General features: G+C 68.4%; 19 protein-coding genes. 8 read left to right on the top strand and 11 right to left on the bottom strand.

Going from position 1 to position 21707, the window contains the following annotated elements:
* Window positions 1–12: 12 nt before the first annotated feature.
* Together rfaE2 and ACP4XC_RS02545 are read right to left on the bottom strand one after the other, a co-directional pair.
* Complete coding sequence (gene rfaE2, locus ACP4XC_RS02550) at window positions 13–1548, bottom strand: D-glycero-beta-D-manno-heptose 1-phosphate adenylyltransferase (RefSeq protein WP_427173332.1); 1536 nt, start codon at window positions 1546–1548, stop codon at window positions 13–15.
* A complete protein-coding gene (locus tag ACP4XC_RS02545) occupies window positions 1545–3038 on the bottom strand; it encodes an aldehyde dehydrogenase family protein (protein ID WP_427173331.1) in 1494 nt (497 codons plus the stop codon). Before ACP4XC_RS02545 ends, rfaE2 begins: the two co-directional genes overlap by 4 nt.
* 243 nt (window positions 3039–3281) lie before the next feature.
* Between ACP4XC_RS02545 and ACP4XC_RS02540 the strand changes: the two genes are divergently transcribed.
* The gene (locus tag ACP4XC_RS02540; RefSeq protein ID WP_427173330.1) at window positions 3282–4439 is read left to right on the top strand and encodes a glycosyltransferase family 9 protein; all 1158 of its coding nucleotides are present in this window, start codon (window positions 3282–3284) and stop codon (window positions 4437–4439) included.
* Here ACP4XC_RS02540 and ACP4XC_RS02535 read toward each other — a convergent pair.
* The 7 genes from ACP4XC_RS02535 to ACP4XC_RS02505 all read right to left on the bottom strand — a co-directional run bounded on the left by ACP4XC_RS02535 (window position 4405) and on the right by ACP4XC_RS02505 (window position 11152).
* The gene (locus tag ACP4XC_RS02535) at window positions 4405–5106 is read right to left on the bottom strand and encodes an SDR family oxidoreductase (RefSeq protein WP_427173329.1); all 702 of its coding nucleotides are present in this window, start codon (window positions 5104–5106) and stop codon (window positions 4405–4407) included. The genes ACP4XC_RS02540 and ACP4XC_RS02535 overlap by 35 nt on opposite strands.
* Before the next feature lie 78 nt (window positions 5107–5184).
* Entirely contained in the window at window positions 5185–6558 is a 1374-nt protein-coding gene (locus tag ACP4XC_RS02530; protein WP_427173328.1) for a PfkB family carbohydrate kinase, read from the bottom strand.
* Window positions 6555–7286: a D-sedoheptulose-7-phosphate isomerase gene (locus ACP4XC_RS02525; protein WP_427173327.1), complete on the bottom strand. Its 732-nt coding sequence runs from the start codon at window positions 7284–7286 to the stop codon at window positions 6555–6557. The genes ACP4XC_RS02530 and ACP4XC_RS02525 overlap by 4 nt, the downstream gene beginning before the upstream one ends.
* Window positions 7283–8542 carry a glycosyltransferase gene (locus tag ACP4XC_RS02520; protein ID WP_427173326.1) on the bottom strand — a complete coding sequence of 420 codons (1260 nt, stop codon included), beginning with the start codon at window positions 8540–8542 and terminating at the stop codon, window positions 7283–7285. Before ACP4XC_RS02520 ends, ACP4XC_RS02525 begins: the two co-directional genes overlap by 4 nt.
* The gene (locus ACP4XC_RS02515) at window positions 8539–9528 is read right to left on the bottom strand and encodes a glycosyltransferase (RefSeq protein WP_427173325.1); all 990 of its coding nucleotides are present in this window, start codon (window positions 9526–9528) and stop codon (window positions 8539–8541) included. Before ACP4XC_RS02515 ends, ACP4XC_RS02520 begins: the two co-directional genes overlap by 4 nt.
* Window positions 9525–10601, bottom strand: a complete 1077-nt coding sequence (locus tag ACP4XC_RS02510; RefSeq protein ID WP_427173324.1) for a glycosyltransferase family 9 protein — start codon at window positions 10599–10601, stop codon at window positions 9525–9527. Before ACP4XC_RS02510 ends, ACP4XC_RS02515 begins: the two co-directional genes overlap by 4 nt.
* Entirely contained in the window at window positions 10598–11152 is a 555-nt protein-coding gene (locus ACP4XC_RS02505) for a D-glycero-alpha-D-manno-heptose-1,7-bisphosphate 7-phosphatase (protein ID WP_427173323.1), read from the bottom strand. Before ACP4XC_RS02505 ends, ACP4XC_RS02510 begins: the two co-directional genes overlap by 4 nt.
* A gap of 126 nt (window positions 11153–11278) precedes the next feature.
* Here ACP4XC_RS02505 and ACP4XC_RS02500 point away from each other — a divergent pair, with 126 nt between their 5' ends.
* On the top strand, window positions 11279–12223 hold the full coding sequence (locus ACP4XC_RS02500) for a glycosyltransferase family 9 protein (RefSeq protein ID WP_427173322.1): 945 nt from the start codon (window positions 11279–11281) through the stop codon (window positions 12221–12223).
* On the opposite strand, the gene ACP4XC_RS02495 is transcribed toward ACP4XC_RS02500, so the two are convergent.
* Window positions 12181–13023 (bottom strand): sigma-70 family RNA polymerase sigma factor, encoded by an 843-nt coding sequence (locus ACP4XC_RS02495; RefSeq protein ID WP_427173321.1) that lies wholly within the window; start codon window positions 13021–13023, stop codon window positions 12181–12183. The genes ACP4XC_RS02500 and ACP4XC_RS02495 overlap by 43 nt on opposite strands.
* Window positions 13024–13228: 205 nt before the next feature.
* On the opposite strand from ACP4XC_RS02495, the gene ACP4XC_RS02490 reads away from it, so the two are divergent.
* The 6 genes from ACP4XC_RS02490 (at window position 13229) to ACP4XC_RS02465 (ending at window position 18475) form a co-directional block, all read left to right on the top strand.
* Window positions 13229–14209, top strand: coding sequence for a hypothetical protein (locus ACP4XC_RS02490; RefSeq protein ID WP_427173320.1), 981 nt, complete (start codon window positions 13229–13231; stop codon window positions 14207–14209).
* The gene (locus ACP4XC_RS02485) at window positions 14206–14628 is read left to right on the top strand and encodes a phage holin family protein (protein ID WP_427173319.1); all 423 of its coding nucleotides are present in this window, start codon (window positions 14206–14208) and stop codon (window positions 14626–14628) included. The genes ACP4XC_RS02490 and ACP4XC_RS02485 overlap by 4 nt, the downstream gene beginning before the upstream one ends.
* Before the next feature lie 18 nt (window positions 14629–14646).
* Complete coding sequence (locus ACP4XC_RS02480; RefSeq protein ID WP_427173318.1) at window positions 14647–15234, top strand: DUF3618 domain-containing protein; 588 nt, start codon at window positions 14647–14649, stop codon at window positions 15232–15234.
* A gap of 123 nt (window positions 15235–15357) precedes the next feature.
* A complete protein-coding gene (locus tag ACP4XC_RS02475) occupies window positions 15358–16473 on the top strand; it encodes a YihY/virulence factor BrkB family protein (protein ID WP_427173317.1) in 1116 nt (371 codons plus the stop codon).
* A gap of 117 nt (window positions 16474–16590) precedes the next feature.
* Entirely contained in the window at window positions 16591–17448 is an 858-nt protein-coding gene (locus ACP4XC_RS02470; RefSeq protein ID WP_427173316.1) for a universal stress protein, read from the top strand.
* Between the two features lie 25 nt (window positions 17449–17473).
* Window positions 17474–18475, top strand: a complete 1002-nt coding sequence (locus tag ACP4XC_RS02465; protein ID WP_427173315.1) for a zinc-dependent alcohol dehydrogenase family protein — start codon at window positions 17474–17476, stop codon at window positions 18473–18475.
* Between the two features lie 36 nt (window positions 18476–18511).
* Here the strand turns inward: ACP4XC_RS02465 and ACP4XC_RS02460 are convergent, their stop codons facing one another.
* Window positions 18512–21694: a beta-phosphoglucomutase family hydrolase gene (locus tag ACP4XC_RS02460; RefSeq protein ID WP_427173314.1), complete on the bottom strand. Its 3183-nt coding sequence runs from the start codon at window positions 21692–21694 to the stop codon at window positions 18512–18514.
* Window positions 21695–21707: the final 13 nt, after the last annotated feature.

Genomic DNA, 21707 nt, shown 5'->3' with positions numbered 1-21707 from the left:
AACTGCGTGGCCTCAGGACTCGCCGACGGCGGCGCCCTCGCCGTTGCGAATGCGGCGAACGACTGCGGAGGTGGATAGTTCCGCCACGTAGTCCAGGATGGTCACGGAGCCGCCATAGCGTTCCACGGCCTCGGTTTCGGCCAGCATCTCCGGGGTGTAGTCGCCGCCCTTGGCGTAGATCTCCGGCTGGAGTGCTTCGATCAGGGGGATAGGGGTAGGCGTGTCGAACACCGTGACATAGTCCACGCAGCTGAGCGCGGCGATCACTGCTGCCCGGTCACCCACGGTGTTGATGGGCCGCTCCGGTCCCTTCAGGCGGCGCACGGAATCGTCGCTGTTCAGCGCCACCACCAGGATGTCGCCCAACTGCTTGGCCTGGTTGAGGTAGCGGGTATGTCCCCTGTGCAGGACGTCGAAGCAGCCATTGGTGAGGACGATCCGCTGGCCTTCGCTGCGGTGCGCCTGGACATGGCGGACCAGTTCCCCGGCATCGACGGCGGTGTCCGCAAAACTCTCGAGGTAACGGCTGAGCTCGGCCGTGCTGCATACCGAGGTTCCGGGATAGTGGACCACCACGTCCGCCGCCGCCTGGGCGAGGTCAAGGCTGGTGGTCAGAGGAAGGGCGGCCGCCCGGGCCAGGGTGAGGGCAGCCACGAAGGTGTCCCCGGCGCCGGAGGCCTGTTTCTCGGTTGCGGGCCGGGCCCAGGTTCTGTGGATATTGCCGGCGGCAGGAAGCAGGACGGTGCCGTCCCTGTCCAGGGTCACCACCACCGAGCGGGCCCCGGTGGCGCGGACCAGCCGGTCGCGGTGTTCCGCTACTACGGCCGCACGTTGACTCCCCTCTGGCAGCCGCACATCCAGCATCCGGGCAGCCTCCAGCGCGTTGGGGGTGGCGATGTCGGGTCTCAGCGGAGCCCACGGGCGCGGATCGTGGGCATCCACCACCGTCAGGAGGGCGGCAGGGCGCCGCGCCAGCACCTCCAGCAGGGAAGTCCCGACGGGCCCATGGAGGGCCCCTGCGCCGTAATCGCAGACCACCACGGCGTCCTGGCCCTGGAGCAGGGAAGGAACGGATGCAGCGAGCGCTTCGAGGGCATCCGGGGGAATTTCGCGTGCCACATCATCAAGGCGAAGGAGCACTTGGCCGCCGCTGCTGACCCGGGTCTTGGTGGTGGTGACCATGCCCGGATGTTCCTGCAGGTCACTCACGTTCACCCCGGCCGCGCGCAGCTGCCGTTTGAGCGCGGCTCCCGCGTCGTCGCAGCCGATGAGGCCGGCCAGGGTCACCCGGGCACCCAGTGCCGCCAGGTTCATGGCTGTGTTGGCCGCCCCGCCGGGGGCAGCATCACGACGGTTGATTTCCACCACGGGTGCTGGCGCCTCCCGGCACAGCCTGTCGATGGAGCCGCTCCACCAGCCATCCAGCATCACGTCTCCAATGACCAGGATGGACGGTGCCTCCGCGGCCAGGCGCCGGGGCAGCCATCCTGCCAGGCCGCGCTGCTCGGCCAGGGCCGCCTGGTCTGCCGGCGGCTGGAGGCCGCTCACGACTTCGGCCGCCCGCCGTCGGGAACCCCGTCGTCGGGAGCGGCCTCCACATCGTCGTCAAAATCCCCGTCCGCGGTTCCTGTCGGGCCGGGTGAGGCGAGCGGGGGAGCCGCGATGTGGACCACCTTGACGCGGGTGAACTCGTTGAGCAATTCCGGCCCGTAGCCAAACCCGCTGCCGCTCTCGCCGCGCGGCTGCGCGGCGCCGCCCGGCGCCCCGCCAAACACCTCATTGACTTTCACGGTGCCCACCGGCAGCGCGGCGATGGCCTGTTGGGCATGGCCGATCCGTCCGGTCAGGACCGTTGCGGCCAGGCCGTAGCGCCCGCTGGCCGCGAGCCGGAGACCTTCATCGAAGGTGTCCACCACTTGCACGGGGGCCACCGGGCCAAAGGTTTCGTCCACCATGATGTCCATGCCGGCCGTGCAATCAAGGAGGACGGTGGCCGGATAGTGGGCGCCCGGCCCGTCCGGCACGGCTCCTCCTTCAACCGCACGGGCCCCCAGCTGGAGGGCCTCCGCCACCTGCCGCTGGACTGCGTCGCGCATCGCCACGTCCACCAGCGGGGCCATTGCCCCGTCCCGGTTCCGGCGGCGCGCTTCCTGTTCAAGGGCGGCGCAGAAGGAATCGGCGATGCACCGGTGGACGTAGATACGCTCAACGGATGTGCAGATTTGGCCGCTGTTGCTGAAGGCACCCAGCGCTGCCTGCCGGGCTGCCCAAACGGGGTCGACGTCGTCGTCCACCAGGAGCGGATCATTGCCGCCGTTTTCGCGGATCACGTGCGCGCCGGTCAGCGTGGAGGCACGGGCAATCCTTTGACCGGCGGCGCTGGACCCAACATGGGCCACCACGGACACGCCGGACTGCTCGGTCAGCAGCGCTCCCACACCCGCCCCGCCTGTGACGGTGATGAGCACGTCCGGGGGAAATGCCGGAGCCAGGACCTCGCCCAGCATCACGCCCAGGTGCGGGCAGCGTTCGCTGGGCTTGTGAAGAACGGTGTTGCCCGTCACGAGAGCAGCACCGATCAAGCCGCAGGCCACCGCCACCGGATCGTTCCACGGCGTCAGCAGAACGGCGACGCCCCGGGGCTCCGCGACGGTGTAATCCGCGGCCAGGGAGTCACCGCGAAGGCTGTGGCCCCGGTGCACCGGCCCCAGTTCGGCGTACTGCTCCAAGGTGGCGGCGCCCGCGGCGATGCCGGCGAGAGCCTCCTCGACGGGGCGTCCGGTTTCCCGGCTGTTCATCTCGGCCAGCTCCGGTGCGGCCTCCGTCAGGGCGCGGGCGGCCGCCCGGAGGCACGCTCCCCTGCCGGCCGGGGGCGTGGCGGACCAGTCCCGCTGGGCCGCCCGCGAGGCGTTGACCGCGCGCCGGACCGCCAGCGGAGCTGCTTCCGGCAAGGCGCCCACATGCTCACCGGTGCGGGGATCACTAATGCTCAGCATTTCCATAGCGCTGTTCCGGCTGCGCTGAACGATCGCCGACATGATGCTCCTTCCGGTTTAGGGGCCCGGGCTGCCCTCTGGGGGCCAGTCCTGCCGGGGCGGGAATCGACCCGCCCCGAAGACCTGCTTAGATCAGTCCCGTACCCGTGCGCGGCCCGTTTACACCTGCTGGCCGGGGAAGATTTTGCTGCCGCGGCATGAAGGCCGTGGCGTTGGCCACGGTGGGCCGCACAGCCGTATGGTGGGGCTCCAAGAATCACCTCGACGACGGCGGAAGGAATCCCGGTGGAGGAGCTGAGAGCAGATTTCGGCGGTGCCCGCGTTCTGGGAACGGGAGTTGGGCCGCTCCTGGAAAAGTTCGACGACGTGACCCGGATCGCTGTCCTTCGCGGCGGTGGGCTGGGGGACCTGCTGTTCGCGTTGCCCGCGGTGTCCGCGCTGAAGGCGGCTTATCCGCAGGCGGCGGTGACGCTGTTGGGCACACCCGTGCACGTGCAGTTGGTGAGCGGAACGCTGAACCCGTTCGAGGCGGTCCGCGTTCTGCCCTTCGCCGAGGGCGTGCGCCCTGGCCCTGAGGATCCGAAGGCCCTGGAGACATTCTTCGCCGACCTGCGGCGGGAGCGTTTTGATCTGGCGGTCCAGCTTCATGGCGGCGGCCGGTATTCCAATCCCTTCCTCCTCGGGCTGGGCGCACGCCACACTGTTGGAACCCGGACTCCGGACGCGGCGCCCCTGGAACGGACGGTTCCCTACGTCTACTACCAGCACGAGCCCCTGCGTGGACTGGAAGTGGCGGGATTTGCCGGCGCTCCCCCCGTGGACCTGGAGGCGCGGCTGCGGCCGCTGGAGCGTTTTGCGGCCGCGGCCGCGGAATTCGTGGACCCCCTCAGCAACGGCCTGGTGGTGATTCACCCCGGAGCCACCGACCCCCGCCGTCGCTGGCCTGTTGCCCGCTTTGGCGAAGTGGCCGCGGCCTGCGCCGCCGATGGCTGCCAGGTCCTGGTGGTGGGCGATGCCAGTGAGGGGCAACTGGCCAGCGAGGTGGTGGACCGCGCCACCGGCTCCGGCAGCCCCCGGAACATCAGCTCAATGGCGGGACGGCTGGATTTGGGAACCTTGGCCGCCTTGCTGGCGCGCTGCGACGTCATGGTGGGCAATGACAGCGGCCCCCGGCACCTGGCGCAGGCGCTGGGCACGCCGACCGTGGGGGTGTATTGGGTGGGGAACCTGATCAACGCCGGCGCGCTGGGCCGGACCCTGCACCGGGTCCACCTTTCGTGGGTGACCCGCTGCCCTGAGTGCGGTGTGGACCTCACCCAGGTTGGCTGGACGGCCGAGCGCTGCGCGCACGATGACTCAATGGTGGCCGGCGTGCGCGCCGACGATGTCTACGAGGATGTCCTCGCGCTCAGGGCCATGAGCCCTCTTCCTCATGGCAAATAAGCATCTCGCGCACCTCACAGCCCCGGGGCTGTGAGAGCACAAAGAGAATCGCCTGCGCCACGTTGGCCGGATCGTTAAGCCGCGAGTCATCCTGGGGCTTGTACTGTTCCGCGCGGTCATCGAAGAACCGCGTCTTCATGCCTCCCGGGATCATGGTGGTTACCCCGATTTCACCGCCCGTCTCGGCGGCCAGCGCGTGGCTGAAGCCCACCACGGCGAACTTCGAGGCGCAGTACGCGGATGCCTCGGGCAGCGCCCGCTTGCCCAGCGTGGACGCCACGGTGACCACGCGGCCGCGGGACGCCTTGAGGTAGGGCAGGGCCGCCCGCACCACCGAAACGGTACCCAACAGGTTGACGCCAATCACCCTCTCCCAGTCATCGGCCCGCACGTCCTCAAGCTTGCCGCAGCGGTCGATTCCGGCGGCGGTCACCACGGCGTCGAGGCCGCCGAGGGCCTCGGCCGCCTGGCGGACCGCCTCGCTGACGGCGTGCCTGTCGGCCACGTCCACCTCGTAGGCCTTTGCCGCCGAGACCTTGCTGATGTCGCGGTCCAGCACCACCGGGGTCCCGCCGGCTTTCAAGACGGCATCGACGACGGCGGCGCCAAGCCCGGATGCTCCTCCGGTGATGAGCACCCTGCCGGCCTGGAACGTATCCTCAGTCATGGTTTTCCTCTCGCAGTTTTACTTGTGTGGTGACGCTTTGGTGATTCAAACCCTGGGGGTCCGGCGGGGAGGGGATGCTCAGCTGACCCTGGCGAGGGCATCGGCCAGGTCCGAGGTGGAGTGGGCGGGAAGAAACGGCACTGTTGTGCATCGTCCTCCCCAGCTCTCCACGAGCGCTGTCTCGGGCAACCGCGTGACATCGTAGTCCCCGCCCTTGACCCAGATGTCCGGCCGCAGCTTGTCCAGGCATGCCTCGGGGGTGTCCTCCTCGAACACCAGCACGGCGTCAACGGACTCGAGGGCCAGCAGAAGCTCTGTCCTGTCCCTCTGGTTGATGATGGGCCGCTGTTCCCCCTTGATCCGCCGGACGGACTGGTCCGAGTTCAGGCACACAACCAGGCAGTCGCCCAGGCTCCTGGCGGCTGCCAGCGCACGGGTGTGGCCCGCGTGGAGAAGGTCGAAGCATCCGCCGGTGGCCACCACCGTACCGCCCGCCTCGCGGACGTTCCGCGCCAGGGCCAGGGCGTCCGTGTCCCGGCCGCGCAGTTTCACCGGCTCCGGTTCGCAGGCGAGGGTGGCAACGCCGCCGCGGCCCAGGAAAGCCGCGGCTTCGCGCACTGCCAGTACGGACGCGTCGTCAACGCTGTGGCGCTCCAGGAGGTGGACGGCAAGGCTCGCTGCGAGTCTGTCCCCGGCGCCGCAGGAGTCCTGGACCACGGCCGCCGGCGCCGGCACGGGCAATGCCGGACGTCCGGCGCCGCGCACCAGCACGGCGCCCCTTTCGCCCATCGTGACGAGGACGGCGTTGCTTTTCCACCGGTGCTGCAGGGCCCTGGCCGCTTCCTCTGCCGTCGGCGTTGCGTCCGCCCCGGACTCCAACCGGGAGACCAGCGTGCGGGCTTCGGCGAGGTTCGGGGTGACCACCGCGACGCCGGGAACAGGGTCCGTGCCGGCCGGATGGGGGTCCCAGATCACGGGTACCCGGCGCGCCATTGCTTCCAGCGTGGCCCGCAGTTCCGTATTAGCGGTCAGGCCCCGTCCGTAATCAGCAACCACGATGGCCGAGGATTGTTCCAAAGCATGCAGCATGGCCGGGGTGACTTCCGGCAGTGGCGGAGGTTTGCACCCCTCATCGAAACGGACCACCGGGTGCCCGTCGGCCCGCACCCGCGTCTTCACGGGGGTGGGGGCACCTGACGGTCCCGCCACAACGGTGACGGCGTCCAGGGCCCGTTCCAGGTGCAAGGCGGAGTCGTCGTCGGACAGCACGGTCACCAGCGTGACGCTGTGACCGTCGCCAGCCAGCATGGAGGCGACGAGCCCGGCGCCGCCGGCCCGGCGCCGCACCTCTGCCACGTCCACCACCGGAACCGGGGCGTCCGGGCACAGGCGCGTGGCGTCCCCGTCGAGGTCCACGTCAAGCAGCACGTCACCCACAACCGAAAACTTCATGGCTGCCGGATCCCTTCGGAGGTGGCTGTGTGTGACCGCCTCGCAACCTCCGCGTCGAATGCCCGGCACATCGCGTGAAGGCCGATGAGATGGCCCTCCTGGGCGTTCGCCGAAACAGCCTCGATGGCCACAGCCTCATCGCAGATTGAGGCCAAGGGATTGGGCGTCCGTCCCGTGAGCGCCCACGTGGTGACGTTGAGCCTGGCAGCAACCTCGGCTGCCCGTAGAAGGTAGGGGCTCCTGCCGCTCGTGGACAGCAGCACCAGGACATCGCCCGAACGCCCATGGGCCCGGACCTGCCGGGCAAAGACCTCCTCATAGCCATAGTCGTTGGCGATCGCGGTGACAGCCGAGGTGTCCGCGTGCAAGGAGATTGCCGAGAACGGGACCCGTTCGGCGTCGAACCTCCCCACCAGTTCGGCGGTCAGGTGCTGGGCCTCGGCGGCCGACCCGCCGTTCCCGGCGGCAAGCAGCCGGTGCCCGCCCAGCATCCGCCGCGCCAGTTCCTCACCCCAGGCGGCCAGGTGGTAGGCCTGGGACTGGAGTGATGTCAGGGCAGGGAGCACACATTCCAGATGTTCCCGGACCGCGTCCAGGGAGTCGGGGCGGGCGGTTGCCGGAGGGTAGGCATCCACGGATCCGGGCATGGGACCGGACCCGCGGGTGCCGCCAGCCAAAGGCCTGAGCGTGGGAAGCTCCATTTCGCTCAAACTCCATTCGGTAGTCACAGGACTGCTCCTTCCACCGGTTCCAGACGTCGGGATGCCGCGCGGACCGCCAGTGTCTGCTGGTAGGACTTTTCGGTTTCGGCAGCAATCCTGTCCCAGGAATAGCGCGAGCGGGCCCGTCGCTCACCGGCACGGCCCAGCTCGGCGCGGAGGCCGTCGTCACCCAGCAGCTCGCCGAGTGACTCGGCAATGGCCGCCGGATCCCGGGGCGGTACGTGCAGTCCGGTCCGCCGGTCCACCACGGTGTCCGTTAGTCCGCCCACGGCCGCGGCCACCACCGGAACGCCGGAGGCCATCGCCTCGAGCGGAACGATGCCGAACGGCTCATACCACGGCGTGCACACCACCACGTCGGCGCTCCGCAGGATGCCCGGCATGGCTTCCCGGGGCACCTGGCCGCGCAGGTTGACCTGGTTCCGGACCCCCAGTTCCTCCGCAAGTTGAGCGAGCCTGCGGGCCTCGGGGTCGGTGCCCGCCACGTCGGCGTCGCCGCCCCCGCCCACGATCAACAGCTCAACGTCCTCGAAGCCCGCCTCCCTGAGCAGCGGCAGGGCCCTGATCACCAGGTCCACCCCCTTCCGTGGCACCAGCCGGCCTACGGAGAGGATGCGGTGGGTCCGGGGCCGGGCCTCCGAACCGCCGGAGGCCGCGAACAGCCGCAGGTCCACTCCGCAGGGCGCGATCGACACCTTGCTGGTGTCGATTCCCAGGGCCTTGAGTTCAAAGACCTCATCGGAGCAGGTGGCGATGATGCGGTCGACGGCGCGGCCCACGGACGGTTCCAGCCATTGGCGCTCCTGCGGGCTGGTGTCCTCAGCGCCCTGGTGCCTGCGCTTCACCGTGCCCAGGGCGTGAAATGTCTGCACCACCGGCACCCGCTGCGCGGCTCCGCCCCGGCGGGCGGCGTCAAGGGCAGCGACTCCGGACATCCAGAAGTGTGCGTGCACCAGGTCGGGGCGCCTGTCCCCCCAGTCCCGTGCGATCCCGTCCGCGAAGCTCCCCATGAACGGCAGGAGATCGTCCTTCGGAACGTGCCGGGCAGGTCCGGCGTCGATGTGCACCACCTCGAGCCGGGGCATAATATTCACCCGCGGCGGCAGGCTGGCGGCATCCCGCCGTGTGTACACGGTGACGTGGTGGCCCCGCCGGGTTAGGGCGCTGGACAGCGCTGCCACGTGCACGTTTTGCCCGCCCGCGTCCACCCCGCCCAGTGCGGCCAGCGGGCTGGCGTGTTCCGAAACCATCGATATCCTCACTGAACGCGTCCTACACGGAACCGCCGTAACTGCAGATCGTCAAGGAGCGAATCCCAGGCCGCCAGGAAGGCGCCCAGGCTGTAGCGTTCCAGGGCCGCCTGCCGGGCGGCCTTTCCCCTGCGGCGGGCCTCTTCGGGATCATTGATGAGGATGTCCGCGCTGCGGAGCAGCTCATCGACGCTGGTGGAAACCGCCCCGGCCTCCGGCGGAACGGCCCGGACGGCTTCCGTGGTGGCCAGCGCCAGAACCGGCATGCCGAGGTGCATGGCCTCCAAGAGGGCCAGTCCCAGCGAAGTCCAACGGAGCGGATGGAGGTAGACCCTGCAGCGCGCCAACTCGCGGTGAAGTTCGGACGTTTGAAGGTCGCCCCGCACAGTGAGCCGCGACGGCGCCAGCCCGGTTCCCTCCGGCAGCTGACCTCCGCCCATGCCGAAAACCTGCAGCGGAGCCGCGGACGCGAATCGGGCGAACAGGTCCGTGCCGGTGACCCGTCCCCGGCGGACCGGCTCATTGACCACGATCCCCAATTCCGGAACCTCCCCGGTGTACAGGTAGCCGGGGTCCGGGACGCCGTGTTCGATGACCACCACGGGGGCGGAACCGCTGTCCCAAAACAGATCGTTGAAATGCGTGACATGGACCAGCGGGATGGCGTGCTGGTCCGCGAAGGGATGCCTCGTAAAGGGAACATCCCCCTTGGGAGTGTTGTGCTCGAGGTAAATGGCGGGCAGGTCCACCCCGGGCCGCCGCCCCAGCGCCCGCGCCACCTCGGCGTGTTCCTCGGGTCTCTGCAGGACCACGGCGTCCACGCTGTCCGCGTCGAGGGTTTCCAGACTCACCTCCTGGACGGTGGGCGGCCAGTCCCGCCCGGCCCGGCCCAGCCCCCAGGGACCCCTGTCGGGAAGGACCGGAAGAAGGTATTCGTGACCCCCGCGGACGAAGGCGTCCGTCCAAGAACCGTGCACGTGCCATAACAAGATCCTCATAGCGGGCGCACCTTTCGACGGGTTGAAAGCGAGGACACCCCGCTGATGAGCCTTTCCACCGCTTCCACCACCTGTTCGGGGGACACGGAGCTCAGGCACGGGTGCCCGGGTACCGGGCATTCCCGGGCACGGCTGAGTTTGCAGGGTGCGTTCTGGTCACCCAGGAGCTCGAGGCGCACCCCGTAGGGGGCCCACCTGATGGCGGGAACCACCGGAGAGAAAAGGCAGGCCACGGGAGTGCCGACGGCGGCAGCCAGGTGTGCCGGCCCGGTGTTCCCGGTGACCAGCGCCCTGGCCCCCGCGATCACACCGGTCAGGCTGCGCAAATCGGTGTGGCCCCCCAGGTCAAGCGCGGACGGACCGGCCACCGTCGCCGTCAGACCTGTTTCGTCCGGTCCGCCGGTGACCACCACCCTGTGGCCTGCACCCTCCAGCAACTCCACGGCGGCGGCGTGATGCAACGGCGGCCACGCCCGGGAGGGGGCCGAGGCGCCGGGGTGCACCACGATGTAGGGCTCCTCCCCCACCAGTTCCCGCACGTCGGGATGTTCACGCACCCTCAGTTTGCCGTCGTCCCCCGCAGGCAAGCTGAACCCTGCCGCCCGGGCGATGCCCAGCGCCCGTTCCGCTTCGGGCTGGTCCTCGGCGAAGTCCTCACCGGGGCGCAGGCGCACATCCAGCAGCGCTCCGGCGTAATCCGTGGACGCTCCGGTAATGCGGCTGACTCCGGCGAGCCTCAGTAGCAGGGCCAACGGCAGCGGGGACTGGTGGAAGGACGTCAAAATCACGGCTTCGACAATCCTGGAAGCGCGGACGAAGTCAGTGAGCTGGTCAAGGTGGGGACCCTCCACCTTGGGGGCGGGATTCATAATCCAGGGGCAGGCCCAGCTGTAAACCTCTGAGACGCCTGGCAGAAGGGCCGCCGCTGATTCTCCCTGCGGTCCGCATAGCAGGACAACGTCGTTGGACACGCCGCCGTCGGACCGGCGTCCATTCGCCACCGCCCGCACGGCCGGACCTGCGAGCAGGACGTCGCCGACGCTGTCCAACCGCGCCACCAGGACCCGCGTCACCGGACTTCCCCCGCAGCGGGCGGAGCCAGCAGGAGCCTGACCGCCTCCGCAAGGTCTGCCGCCACTTCCCGAGCCGCCGTCACTTCCTCGGTTCTGGTCACGGGCGTGGGCACAATGATTCCCCTCGTTCCTGCGGCCTCGGCCGCTTCCACGTCGGCCCCGATGTCCCCGATGTAGGCGGCCTCGGCGGCGGTGATGCCCAGCCGACGGCAGGCGCTGTGGATCATTCCCGGCGCCGGCTTGCGGCAACCGCAACCCTCCGCCGGCCCGTGGGGACAGATTTCCCACACGTCAAACGGGCCGAGCAGCTCATCGATCCTGGTGTTGACGTCAGCCACCTGGCTCAGGGACAGGAGGCCGCGGGCCACCCCGGACTGGTTGGTCAGCACGCCGGTGGCAACACCACGGGTCCGTATCCAGTTCAACGCCTGCCGCGCGTGCGGCATGGGCTGCACCATTCCAGGGTCACCGTTGTATGGCACGTCGTGGACCAAAGTGCCGTCCCGGTCAAACAGGACGGCCTTTAGCTGTGGAATATTCGAACTGCCCATAGGGACGTAGTTCCCCGCCCGGGCCTCCGCTAAACAGCATGGCCGCGCTTCTTCGGACTAGACTCCTCCAAAAAGCACGCAGGCTGGGCGTGACGGGGAGGGAAGTACGGGGAGGGAAGTAGCAGCATGGGAAAGTCGGCAGGACATGATGACCGGCCCGCATTGCTGGTGCTGCGGGCACTGAAACTCGGCGACCTTCTGGTCGCGGTGCCCGCCCTGCACGCGCTGCGCCGCGCTTTTCCGGGCCACCGGCTGATGTATGCCGCCCAGGGCTGGCTCGCGGATGCGCTCGAGCTGGTGGGCGGGTACGAACTGCTCCCAACCCACGGCTTGGATGTGCCACTTGCCGTGCCGCCGGGGACGGTGGATGTGGCCGTGAACCTGCATGGCCGTGGGCCGGAGAGCGAGTCGCGGATCCAGGCCATCGAGCCGAGACGGACCATTTCGCACAGCTCGGACATCAGCCGGGGACCTCGCTGGGTGGACGGCCTCCATGAGCGCGAGAGGTGGGTGCGGCTCCTGGCGTGGCACGGCATCGAGGCCGATCCCCTCGATGTCAGGCTTGCTGTTCCGCTGGCCCCAAGCAACTGGCCCGCTGCCACCGTTGTCCACGTTGGCGCGGCCTACGGCAGCAGGCTGTGGCCGGAGGACCGCTTTGCGCTCGTGGCCTCCCGGCTGCGGGACAGGGGGCACCGGGTGCTGTTCACGGGTAGCGCCGCGGAACGGGATCGGGCGCTCAGCGTGGCCCGGTCCGCAGGGTTGCCCGATGAAAGCGTCCTCGCCGGCAGGCAGCGCCTTCAGGAATTCGCGGCGTTGATTGCCAGGGCGCGGCTGGTGATCTCCGCCGACACCGGCGCCGCCCATCTGGCCACGGCCTACAGCCGTCCGTCAGTGGTGCTGTTCGGACCTGCTCCCCCCGAGGAATGGGGGCCCCCGCCTGGTCCCCACGTGGTGCTGACGAGACCGGAATTTCGGCGCGGGGAAACGTTCTCCCCGGATCCCGATCCGGCGCTCCTTGCGGTTTCGGCTCACGATGTTCTGGGGGCCGTCCGCGGGCTCGGTTTGCTGTGAGCGTCCGCCTCCGAAAGCTGCCCCTGGAGCCTGACGAGCACGCGTGAGAGCCGCCGTGACACCTGCATCTGCGAGACTCCAAACCGTCTCCCCAGCTCCGCCTGGCTTTCTTCGCAGAAGTAGCGCCGGTACAGCAGTTCCCGGTCCTCTGCCCCCAGTTCGCGGATGGCCTGGTTGAGGCACATCATGTCCTCCAGGCGCTCGAGCGGCACGTCCTGGGCGGGAAGGGTTTCCGCCAGGGAACGCGCCTCGCCGTCCCCGTCGACGGCGTCCAGGGAGTCGGGCCGCATGCTCCCGCCGGCGGCAGTCGCTTCGCGGACAGCGGCGGGACTCGCACCGAGTTCCCGGGCAAGCTCATCCTCGGTGGGCGGACGGCCCAGGGACTGCGTCAGCTCCGGCTCCGCCCGGAGGAGCTGCGTGCGGAGGTCCTGGACCTGCCGCGGCGGCCGCACCACCCAGCAGCGGTCCCGAAGATACCGTTTGAGTTCGCCGGTGATGGTGGGCGCCGCGTACGCCGGAAAGCTGCCCCCCAGCTTCTCATCGAAGCCGCGGGCGGCCTTGACCAGCCCCAGGTAGGCCACCTGGTTCAGGTCGGCACGTTCTCGTCCCCTCAGGGCATAGCGGGCGGCCAAAGCCTCCGCGAGGTCCAGGTAGTCCAGCACCAGATGGTTCTCGAAGGCCTGCTGGATCCGGCCCGCGGAGGATGGACCTGCTGACGGCGGCCCGGCTTGGCCCTCTTCTGTTGCAACCGGCCACGATCCCGTGTGGCCCTGCGGAGGATACTGATGGTAGTCGGGCATGATCGTTCGTCCCTTGAACATTGGAGCGTTCGAAAGCCTGCGGCAAGACTTAGCAGTAGAAAACCATAAGGTTGCTTATAAAACAATGGCCAAAAGAACTTTGCTCAGGGTACTTACCATCGGATAGTAATCATGCTTACTATTTTAAGGCCAGTATTGCTGGTTCTTGATCAGCAGCCGACCTTCTTGGAAAGAGAGAGCGAAGATGACAGAGAACCAATGGCCGCAGGATGGCAGCTACGGCACTCCTCCGGCCACAAGGCAGACCGCACTCGAGCAGGACCAGGCCTACCCCGGTGATCCGGTATATCCGGTGGAAACCGAAGCCGCTCCGGTAAGCGCCGAGCCGGCGCCGTCAAAGACCGACGTCGCCAAGGGCGAAGCTGGCGAAGTACGCCAGCAGGCCACCGAATCGGCCCAGAACGTGGCTGAGACCGCGAAGGCCGAGGCCGCTAACGTCGCCGCCGAGGTCAAAACCAACGCCAAGGACCTCCTCTACCAGGCCAGGGCGGACCTTTCAGACCAGGCCGGGGCGCAACAGCAGAAGGTGGCCCAGGGACTACGGTCCATCTCCAGCGAGCTGCACTCGATGGCCGCGGCCTCGGAGCAGCCCGGTGTCGCCACCGATCTGGTGCGCCAGGCCGCCGAGCGTTCCTCCTCGGTTGCCGCCTGGCTGGACGGGCGGGATCCGGGCTCGCTGCTGAATGAGATGAAGTCCTTCGCACGCCAGCGCCCAGGGACCTTCCTGATGCTCGCCGCCGGCGCTGGCATCCTTGCCGGCAGGCTCACGCGCAGCCTCAGCGCCGGTGCACCGGAGACCCGTTCCGGCACTGCGGCTTCCGGCACTACTGCGTCCACCCCTGTCACCCGCGTCCCGGGAGCGGGCACGGCGGTTCCCCCGCCGCCCGTGCAACTGCCCGGGCCCGACGTCACCACTGCGGGAATGACCGGAACCGGAGGCGGACTCCGCGACGAAAACGTGTACGGGGACGCCCAGCATGGCGAAACCCGGTATGCGGACCAGACGCGAGCAGGGACCTACCCGCCGAACCCGCTGGCGTCCGAGGGCACGCAGCAGGACCAGTGGGCGGACGAACCGCAGGCGGACGCGGCCCAGGAGCCCATTACGGGCGAGCGGCCGGAGGACGACTACCGCGATGATCCCTTCGGAGGGGGCCGGCGATGAGCAGCCAGCTTCCAGAGACTCCGCCAACTGCGGCCCACATCAAGGCGGACAACGCCTCCCTTGGAGAGCTCCTGGGAGACGTCACCAAGGACCTCTCCACCTTGATGCGCCAGGAAGTGGAGCTTGCTAAGGCGGAGCTGAAGCAGTCGGCAAGCCGCGCAGGCAAGGGCAGTGGCATGCTGGCCGGCGCCGGCGTGGCGGGCCACTTTGTCCTCCTGTTCCTGTCCCTGGCGCTCTGGTGGGCGCTGGGAACAATGATGGGGCTCGGCTGGTCCGCCGTCGTCGTCGCCGTTATCTGGGCGATCATTGCGGCCGTCCTGGCCTCCGTGGGCCGCAAGGAACTCAAGACCGTCCAAGGCATGCCCCGGACGGCGGAGACGCTTCAGGAAATTCCGCCCACCCTCAAGCCCAACACCTAGACCGAGCGAGGAAACACGATGACTGAAAACCCGGACGCCATCCGCGCGGACATTGAGACAACCCGCGCACGGCTTGGCACCAACGTCGACGCCGTGGCGGACAAAGTCACACCATCTAACATCGTCCACCGGCAGACGGACAAGGCCAAGGAAACAGTGAAGGACGCCGTCTTCGGAGTGAAGGAGAAAGTCATGGGAGCCGCAGACCATGCAAAGGACACCATGCATTCCGGGACCAGCGGCGCCGGCCCCGCCCTGGGCGAGGCTCCCCGGCAGGTCAAGTACAAGACGCAGGGCAACCCGATGGCCGCCGGCCTCATTGCTTTCGGAGCGGGCATGTTGCTCTCGTCCCTGATCCCCGCGAGCGAGAAGGAGCGCGAAGCAGCTGACGCCCTGAAGACGGCCGCTGAACCCATGACCTCGGAACTGACCGAAGCCGCCAAGGACGTTGCGCAGGGCCTCAAAGAGCCGGCGCAGGAAGCCATGGAAAACGTCAAAGCTACAGCCACCGACGCCACCGAACACGTCAAGGCCGAGGGCCAGACCGCGGTGGAGGATGTCAGGTACCGCGCCGAAGATGCCAAGGACAACGTTCAGAACGCCTGATCGCTGAAGGGGCCGGCTGCGCGTCCTTGAGAATCCGGGTTGCACTCGGATTCAAGGATCCTCCCGGCCCCTCCCATTACCCATGCCGGCTCTCCCTTGCCGGCAGATTCGAGGATATTTCCGATGTCCCAGCACCCCGCCGCTGAGAAGAACGACACGACCGCCGAAACCGGGGAAAGCAGCACCGCCAAGGCGCGCACAGCGCCCGCTCCGGACGACACCCGCAAGCCGGACAGCCCCACCGACGTCACCAAACCATCGTGGCAGTACATCGCCAGGAAAACGCTGCGGGAGTTCACCAGGGACCAGTGTCCGGACCTCGCCGCTGCCCTGACGTACTACTCGGTGCTCTCCATCTTCCCCGCGCTTTTGGCGCTGGTGTCCCTGCTCGGCATTTTCGGGGACGCGCAGAAGACCACGTCCGGCCTGCTCGACATCGTCCAGGGCATCGCCCCGGGTGAGACAGTGAAAACGATCCGGCCGATGGTCGAAGAGCTGGCAAGCTCCTCGGCTGCAGGCTTCACCCTGATCCTGGGCCTGCTCACCGCCCTCTGGTCCGCGTCCGGCTACGTTGGAGCCTTCGGCCGGGCCATGAACCGGGTGTACGAGGTCGATGAGGGCCGCCCGTTCCTCAAGCTCCGGGGCACTATGCTCGGCGTAACTGTCATCAATCTGCTGATCGTCGTCTTGCTGGCCGCGATGCTTGTGCTCAGCGGGCCCGTGGCAGAGTCCGTGGGCAATGTCATTGGTCTGGGCGGGGCCTTCCTTGCTGTCTGGAACATCGCCAAATGGCCGGTGATGCTGGTGCTGGTCATCGTGGCGATCGCCATCCTCTTCTACGCCACCCCCAACGTCAAACAACCGAAATTCCGCTGGATGAGCATGGGATCCGCCATCGCCCTTGTGGTCTTCCTGCTGGCCTCCCTTGCGTTCGGCTTCTACGTGGCCAACTTCAACAGCTACAACAAGACCTACGGCGCAATCGGTGGAGTCATCATTGCGTTGCTCTGGCTCTGGATCCTGAACATGTCCCTGCTGTTCGGCGCCGAGTTCGACGCCGAGACCGAGCGCGGGCGCCAGCTGCAGGCGGGAATCGAGGCAGAGGAAACCATTCAGCTGCCCCCGCGGGATACCAAACAGAGCGACAAGCTCCAGCTCCGTGAGGAAGAGGACGTCCGGCGCGGCCGTGACCTGCGCGAACAGCACGACCGCCTGCGCCGGGACGACGAAAGCAGCTGACCGGTCCGGGGCTCAGCGGACCCAGCCAGGGGCGGGACCAAAGCCCCTAGCGTGAACCCCGGCCCGGGTCTCTACTTGGTGGACACAGCTCCGGCACCGCCTACAAGGGGAGGTCCTATGCCGGCACCAGCAGACGGGCGCCAAGGCTCCGCCATCGCCGTGGGCTACGACGGCTCGGAGCCGTCGCAGCTGGCGGTCCGCTGGGCCGCCGGGCATGCCGTGGCCACCGGACGAAGCCTCCGGGTGGTTCATGCCTGGGTCTGGCCCATGTTCACCAAGAACCTGGGCCCTGTAAAAGGGGTGCAGGGCAGCGGGCTGCGGCATGCCGCGGAGGTCATCCTGGCCGAGGGGGTGGCGGCGGCCCGCGCAGTCTCCAATGAACTGGACGTTGAAGGGTCCATCGAAGCCGGCCTGCCCGCACAGGTCCTTCGGGAAGCCTCGCAGGATGCGGCCCTCCTGGTGGTGGGGCACCGCGGAATGGGCCGCCTGCTCGGTCAACTCGTGGGTTCGGCATGCCTGGACCTCGCCGTTACCGCCCGGTGCCCCCTGATGGTGATCCGTTACCCCGGCCGCCCCGGGCTGCCCGTGGCGGCCGGAATTGATTCCTCGGCACGGTGCGAGGCGGTGGTGGCGGACGCGGCCACCCTGGCCGTGGCGCTGAGGGTTCCGCTGCAGCTGATCCATGTTGACCCCGGCCACCACGGGGAGCACGATCACGAACCCCATGGACGACACGCGCCGCTGCACGGTCAGGAACTGCTGGACCACACGGTGGATCTGGCCCGCAGGTTATCGCCGGGACTCGAGGTGGACGGCACCCTTGTGGAGGGACATCCGGCCTCCAAGGAACTGCTGACCGCCGCCGCCCATGCGGACGTGCTGGTCCTCGGGGCCCACCACCGCGAAGGCCACCCCGGCAGCACGGTGTCCGCGGCCCTTGAGCGGGCGTTGTGCAATGTGATGATCACGCGGTGAGTGCCCGAAGAACAGGAAGTGTGCGGTGCGTGCATGGTGGGTTGCGAACCCCGGCCCCATAACAGGCCGGCCCCTGGTCTTCGGCGAGCGCCCCGATCCGAGCCCGGAGCCCGGGGAGGTACTGCTGGCCGTGCGTGTGTGCGGGGTGTGCCGGACGGACCTTCATCTGGCCGAAGGCGACCTTCAGCCACGCCAGCCGAATGTGGTTCCGGGCCACGAGGTGGTGGGCGAGGTGGTTGAACTGGGTGAAGGGGCCAACCGGTTCAGCGTCGGCGAACGTGTGGGCGTGGCGTGGCTCGGAGCGACCTGCGGGCGATGCCGCTTCTGCCGCCGCTCCCAGGAGAACCTGTGCCTCTCCCCCACCTTCACCGGTTGGGACCGGGACGGCGGTTACGCGGACCTGGTCACGGTCAACCAGGACTATGCCTACCGGATACCGGAGGTCTTTTCCGACGAACAGGCCGCGCCGCTGCTGTGCGCCGGCATCATCGGGTTCCGGGCGCTCCGACGGGCGCAGCTTCCCGACGGCGGCCGGCTCGGTATCTATGGCTTTGGCGGCTCCGCCCATCTGGCCGCCCAGGTCGCCATCCACCAGGGCGCCAAGGTCTACGTCATGACGCGTTCGGAGGACGCCCGGCGGCTCGCTTTGGACCTCGGGGCGGCGTTCGCCGGGGATGCCGACGACGAACCACCGGTTCCGCTGGATTCCGCCATCCTCTTCGCCCCGGCCGGCTGGCTGGTGCCGCAGGCGCTGCGCGCATTGGACCGTGGCGGGACCCTGGCCGTAGCGGGCATCCACCTCAGCGACATCCCGCCCCTGCACTACGGCTCGGAGCTGTTCCAGGAGCGGCAACTGCGCAGCGTCACCGCCAACACGCGTGCCGACGGCGAGGAGTTCTTCCGTATTGCCGCGGACATACCGCTGCGGCCCACCACGGTGGCCTATCCCCTGCGGGGTGCCGCCCAGGCCCTGCGGGACCTGGCAGAGGACCGATTTACCGGCGCCGCAGTCCTGCACATGTCATAGTCCCAACCCGGCCGGGCCCACCTCACCACCGGCCGGCTAAGCGACGCTGGCCTCGCCCGACGCGGCCAGGCTGAATTCATGATCCTGGCCCGCATGCAGGAGGACTTCGGCGGCGCCAAGGCGCACCAGCACCGGGGACGCGTCGCCGGGGGCGGCGGAAACCCTCAATCTCTCGGTCTGCAGGTCAATGGCCAGCAACTGGTCCCTGTAGCGGACGTGGAAGCGCACCGTGGGGAGCTCGACGGGCAGCCGGGGTGAGAAATCCAGGGCATCCCGCGTGATGCGCAACCCCGCGAAGCTTCGCTGCACCACGTCGATGGAACCTGCCATGGCGCCCAGGTGGATTCCGGCACGGGTGGTGCCGCCCTGGGTGTCGTCAAGGTCGGCATCCAGGGCCTCGCGGAAGGTGGCCCACGCCCGTTCGGGATCGATCTGGGCCAGGACCGAAGCGTGCGCCACCCTGCTCAATGTGGAGCCATGGGCGGTCCGCGCCAGGTAGAAATCGACGTTGCGCGCAATCTGCTCGGACGTCACTCGATACCCAAGGCGTTCCAGGAACGTGACCAGCTGGTCCTCGCCGAGGACGTAGAGCAGCATCAGGACGTCCGCCTGTTTGGCCAGCTGGTATTCGTTGGTGCTCCGGCCCTCGGACTCAAGGATGAGGTCCAGGCGTTCGATGTTCCAATAGGTGCGGCGGTAGTGGTCCCAGTCGAGCTCCTGGAGATCCCCGTAGCCTTCGAACTGGCTGATGATCCCCTCCCCGTGGAACGGAACGTAGACCCTCCTGCCGAAGCGTGCCCAGCCCTCGATTTCCTCCGCCGTGACGCCCAGCCGCTCACGGAAGTCATCCATGTCGAAGCCGCGCACCGACGTCATGATCCACACCGCCTGCTCGCATACCCAGGCCGCCATGACATTGGTGTAGGCGTTGTCGTCCAACCCGCCGCCCGGGTTGGACGGGTATCCCGTGTGGTACTCGTCCGGTCCCACTACGCCCCTGATGTGGAACCGGTCCTCGGCGCGGTCGTAGTGGGCCATCGAGACGAACAACCGGGCCACTTCCACCACCATCTCCGCTCCGTGGTGGGTCAGCCACGCGCGGTCCTGGGTGGCTTCGAAGTACTGCCAGGCATTGTAGGCCACGGTCAGCCCGGCGTGGCGCTGCAGGTGGGAGTAATCGGGCACCCAGCGGCCCGACCGGGGATTGAACAACAGCTTTGGAGTCTCTTCCCGGCCGTCGCTGCCGCTCTGCCAGGGGACCATGGCACCCCGCAGTCCGGCGGCCCTCGCCGCGTCGCGGGCGGTGCCCAGCCGCCGCCACCGGTAGTCGAGCAGGCCACGGGTCACGGCCGGCAGCCTGGATGTGAGGAGGGGCAGCACAAACAGCTCATCCCAGAAAATGTGGCCGCGGTAGCCTTCGCCGTGCAGCCCGCGTGCCGGAACGCCGACGTCGAGCTCCGAAGTGTGCGCCGAGATGGTCTGGAGCAGGTGGAAGACGTGCAGGTTCAGGATCAGCTGCGCCTGGGCCGACGATCCGTACTCGATGATGAAGGGCCGGAGCAACACGCTCCATGCCTGTTCGTGCGCCGCGAGCAGCGCGTCGAACCCTCCGGTGGCGCGGGCCAAGACCGTGTGCGCCGCAGTCCGGGGTGAAGAGATCGCATGGTCGCGCGAGGTGGCCACTGCTACTGTCTTGGTGACCGTGACCGGCACCGCGTTCGAGAGTTCAACCTCGAAGCGGTGGGAGTACAACCCGTCAAGCTCCTCCGGGGCGGCGGGATGCAAGCTGGAGGGCACGTCCGTCCGGATGGCCAGCGCGATCCCGATCCTGCTTTGGCTCGTCTGGACCTGGACGGTCTGGGTGGCGCTGCCGGGGCCGTCGTCGGACCCCGAGACCTTCACTCCCGTCAGGTGCCGGTTGGCCAGCAGGGCCTCCACTGCGACATTCGAATTCGTGATGTTGGTGTCGCAGCCGCTGCGGATGCTGGCCTGTCCGTTCCAGCCAAGGGGCGTCAGCGTCATCTCCACCGCGGCGAGGTGCGGTTCCGCCATGGATACCAGCCGGCGCTGGACCACCTGGAGCTGCCGGCCGGTGTGGTCCTCCAGCAACACCTCCCGGGTGAGCAGGGCACGCTGCAGGTCCAGGGTGCGCCGCTCGCCCCGGACCGTCAGGCCGCCTTCCGACCACCACCGGCCGCCATCCAGGCGAAGATCCAGGGGCAGCCAGTCAGGGATGTTGACCATGTGCTCATCCTCGGTCTCCTGCCCCTGGATGACGCTGACCAGCCGGTTGTAGACGCCGGCGAGATAGGTTCCGGGGTAGTGCATCGCATCCCGGCGGTGTTCGGGAGCCGCACCACGGGTGGCCATGTAGCCGTTGCCCAGGGTGGTGAGCGCTTCCCGGTGCCCTTCGTGCGCGGGGTCGAACCCTTCATAGATCAGCAGCCAGGGATCGGCGATGACCAGTCCGATGTCGAGTTCGCCAACGTCCTCGAGGACCACGTCGGCGCCCGCGGCTTCCAGCTCGGCGCGGTGACCCACTCGGTCGATGCCCACCACCAGCCCGAAGCCGCCGCGGTGGGCCGCCTCCACTCCGGCCACGGCGTCCTCGATCACCACGGCCCTGCCCGGCGCAACCCCTAACTGGCTGGCGGCGTGGAGGAAAAGTGCCGGGTCCGGCTTGCCGGCGAGGTCGAAGCGGCGTGCCGTATTGCCGTCGACCACGAGGTCGAAGGCGCCCTCAAGGCCGGCTGACGCCAGTACGGCGCGGGCGTTGCGGCTGGCCGTTGCCAGGACCACCGGAATACGGCCGGCCTTCAGTCGCTCCAGCAGCCCGACCGTGCCCGGGAAGACCGGAACCCGCCGCTGGCTGAGCATTTTTTCGAAAAGATCATTCTTCCGTCTGCCGAGGCCAAAAACGGTCCATTCGGCAGGCCCGTCCGACGGGCTGCCTGCCGGCAGCGTGATCCCGCGAGAGTGCAGGAACGAGTCCACCCCGTCCTCGCGGGTGCGGCCGTCCACATACTTCAGGTAGTCGACGTCGGTGAAGGGATCCTTCCGCGCGTCGGGGGGAACCCGCGGGTCCTGCAGTGCGGCGTCGAACAGCTCCTTCCACGCGGCGGCATGCACCTCCGCGGTGTCCGTGACCACGCCGTCCATATCGAAGATGACTGCGTCAACGGGCGCCAGCGCAGCGGCAACGGTGGGCGACTCGGTCATGGCTTAGTCGTAC

The sequence above is a fragment of the Arthrobacter sp. 92 genome (genome assembly GCF_050260325.1).
Lineage (GTDB): Bacteria > Actinomycetota > Actinomycetes > Actinomycetales > Micrococcaceae > Arthrobacter.
Note: the sequence above shows the minus strand (reverse complement) of the source record. Positions and strands in the feature narration are given on the sequence as shown.

What these genes read in the sequence shown, in the direction of transcription:
- ACP4XC_RS02495 (WP_427173321.1), bottom strand. Translation starts at nt 13,023, where the DNA reads ATGCCCGACTACCATCAGTATCCTCCGCAGGGCCACACGGGATCGTGG.
- ACP4XC_RS02515 (WP_427173325.1), bottom strand. Translation starts at nt 9,528, where the DNA reads ATGAGGATCTTGTTATGGCACGTGCACGGTTCTTGGACGGACGCCTTC.
- ACP4XC_RS02470 (WP_427173316.1), top strand. Translation starts at nt 16,591, where the DNA reads ATGCCGGCACCAGCAGACGGGCGCCAAGGCTCCGCCATCGCCGTGGGC.
- ACP4XC_RS02480 (WP_427173318.1), top strand. Translation starts at nt 14,647, where the DNA reads ATGACTGAAAACCCGGACGCCATCCGCGCGGACATTGAGACAACCCGC.
- ACP4XC_RS02505 (WP_427173323.1), bottom strand. Translation starts at nt 11,152, where the DNA reads ATGGGCAGTTCGAATATTCCACAGCTAAAGGCCGTCCTGTTTGACCGG.
- ACP4XC_RS02535 (WP_427173329.1), bottom strand. Translation starts at nt 5,106, where the DNA reads ATGACTGAGGATACGTTCCAGGCCGGCAGGGTGCTCATCACCGGAGGA.
- ACP4XC_RS02460 (WP_427173314.1), bottom strand. Translation starts at nt 21,694, where the DNA reads ATGACCGAGTCGCCCACCGTTGCCGCTGCGCTGGCGCCCGTTGACGCA.
- ACP4XC_RS02530 (WP_427173328.1), bottom strand. Translation starts at nt 6,558, where the DNA reads ATGAAGTTTTCGGTTGTGGGTGACGTGCTGCTTGACGTGGACCTCGAC.
- ACP4XC_RS02485 (WP_427173319.1), top strand. Translation starts at nt 14,206, where the DNA reads ATGAGCAGCCAGCTTCCAGAGACTCCGCCAACTGCGGCCCACATCAAG.
- ACP4XC_RS02545 (WP_427173331.1), bottom strand. Translation starts at nt 3,038, where the DNA reads ATGTCGGCGATCGTTCAGCGCAGCCGGAACAGCGCTATGGAAATGCTG.
- ACP4XC_RS02475 (WP_427173317.1), top strand. Translation starts at nt 15,358, where the DNA reads ATGTCCCAGCACCCCGCCGCTGAGAAGAACGACACGACCGCCGAAACC.
- ACP4XC_RS02490 (WP_427173320.1), top strand. Translation starts at nt 13,229, where the DNA reads ATGACAGAGAACCAATGGCCGCAGGATGGCAGCTACGGCACTCCTCCG.
- ACP4XC_RS02500 (WP_427173322.1), top strand. Translation starts at nt 11,279, where the DNA reads ATGGGAAAGTCGGCAGGACATGATGACCGGCCCGCATTGCTGGTGCTG.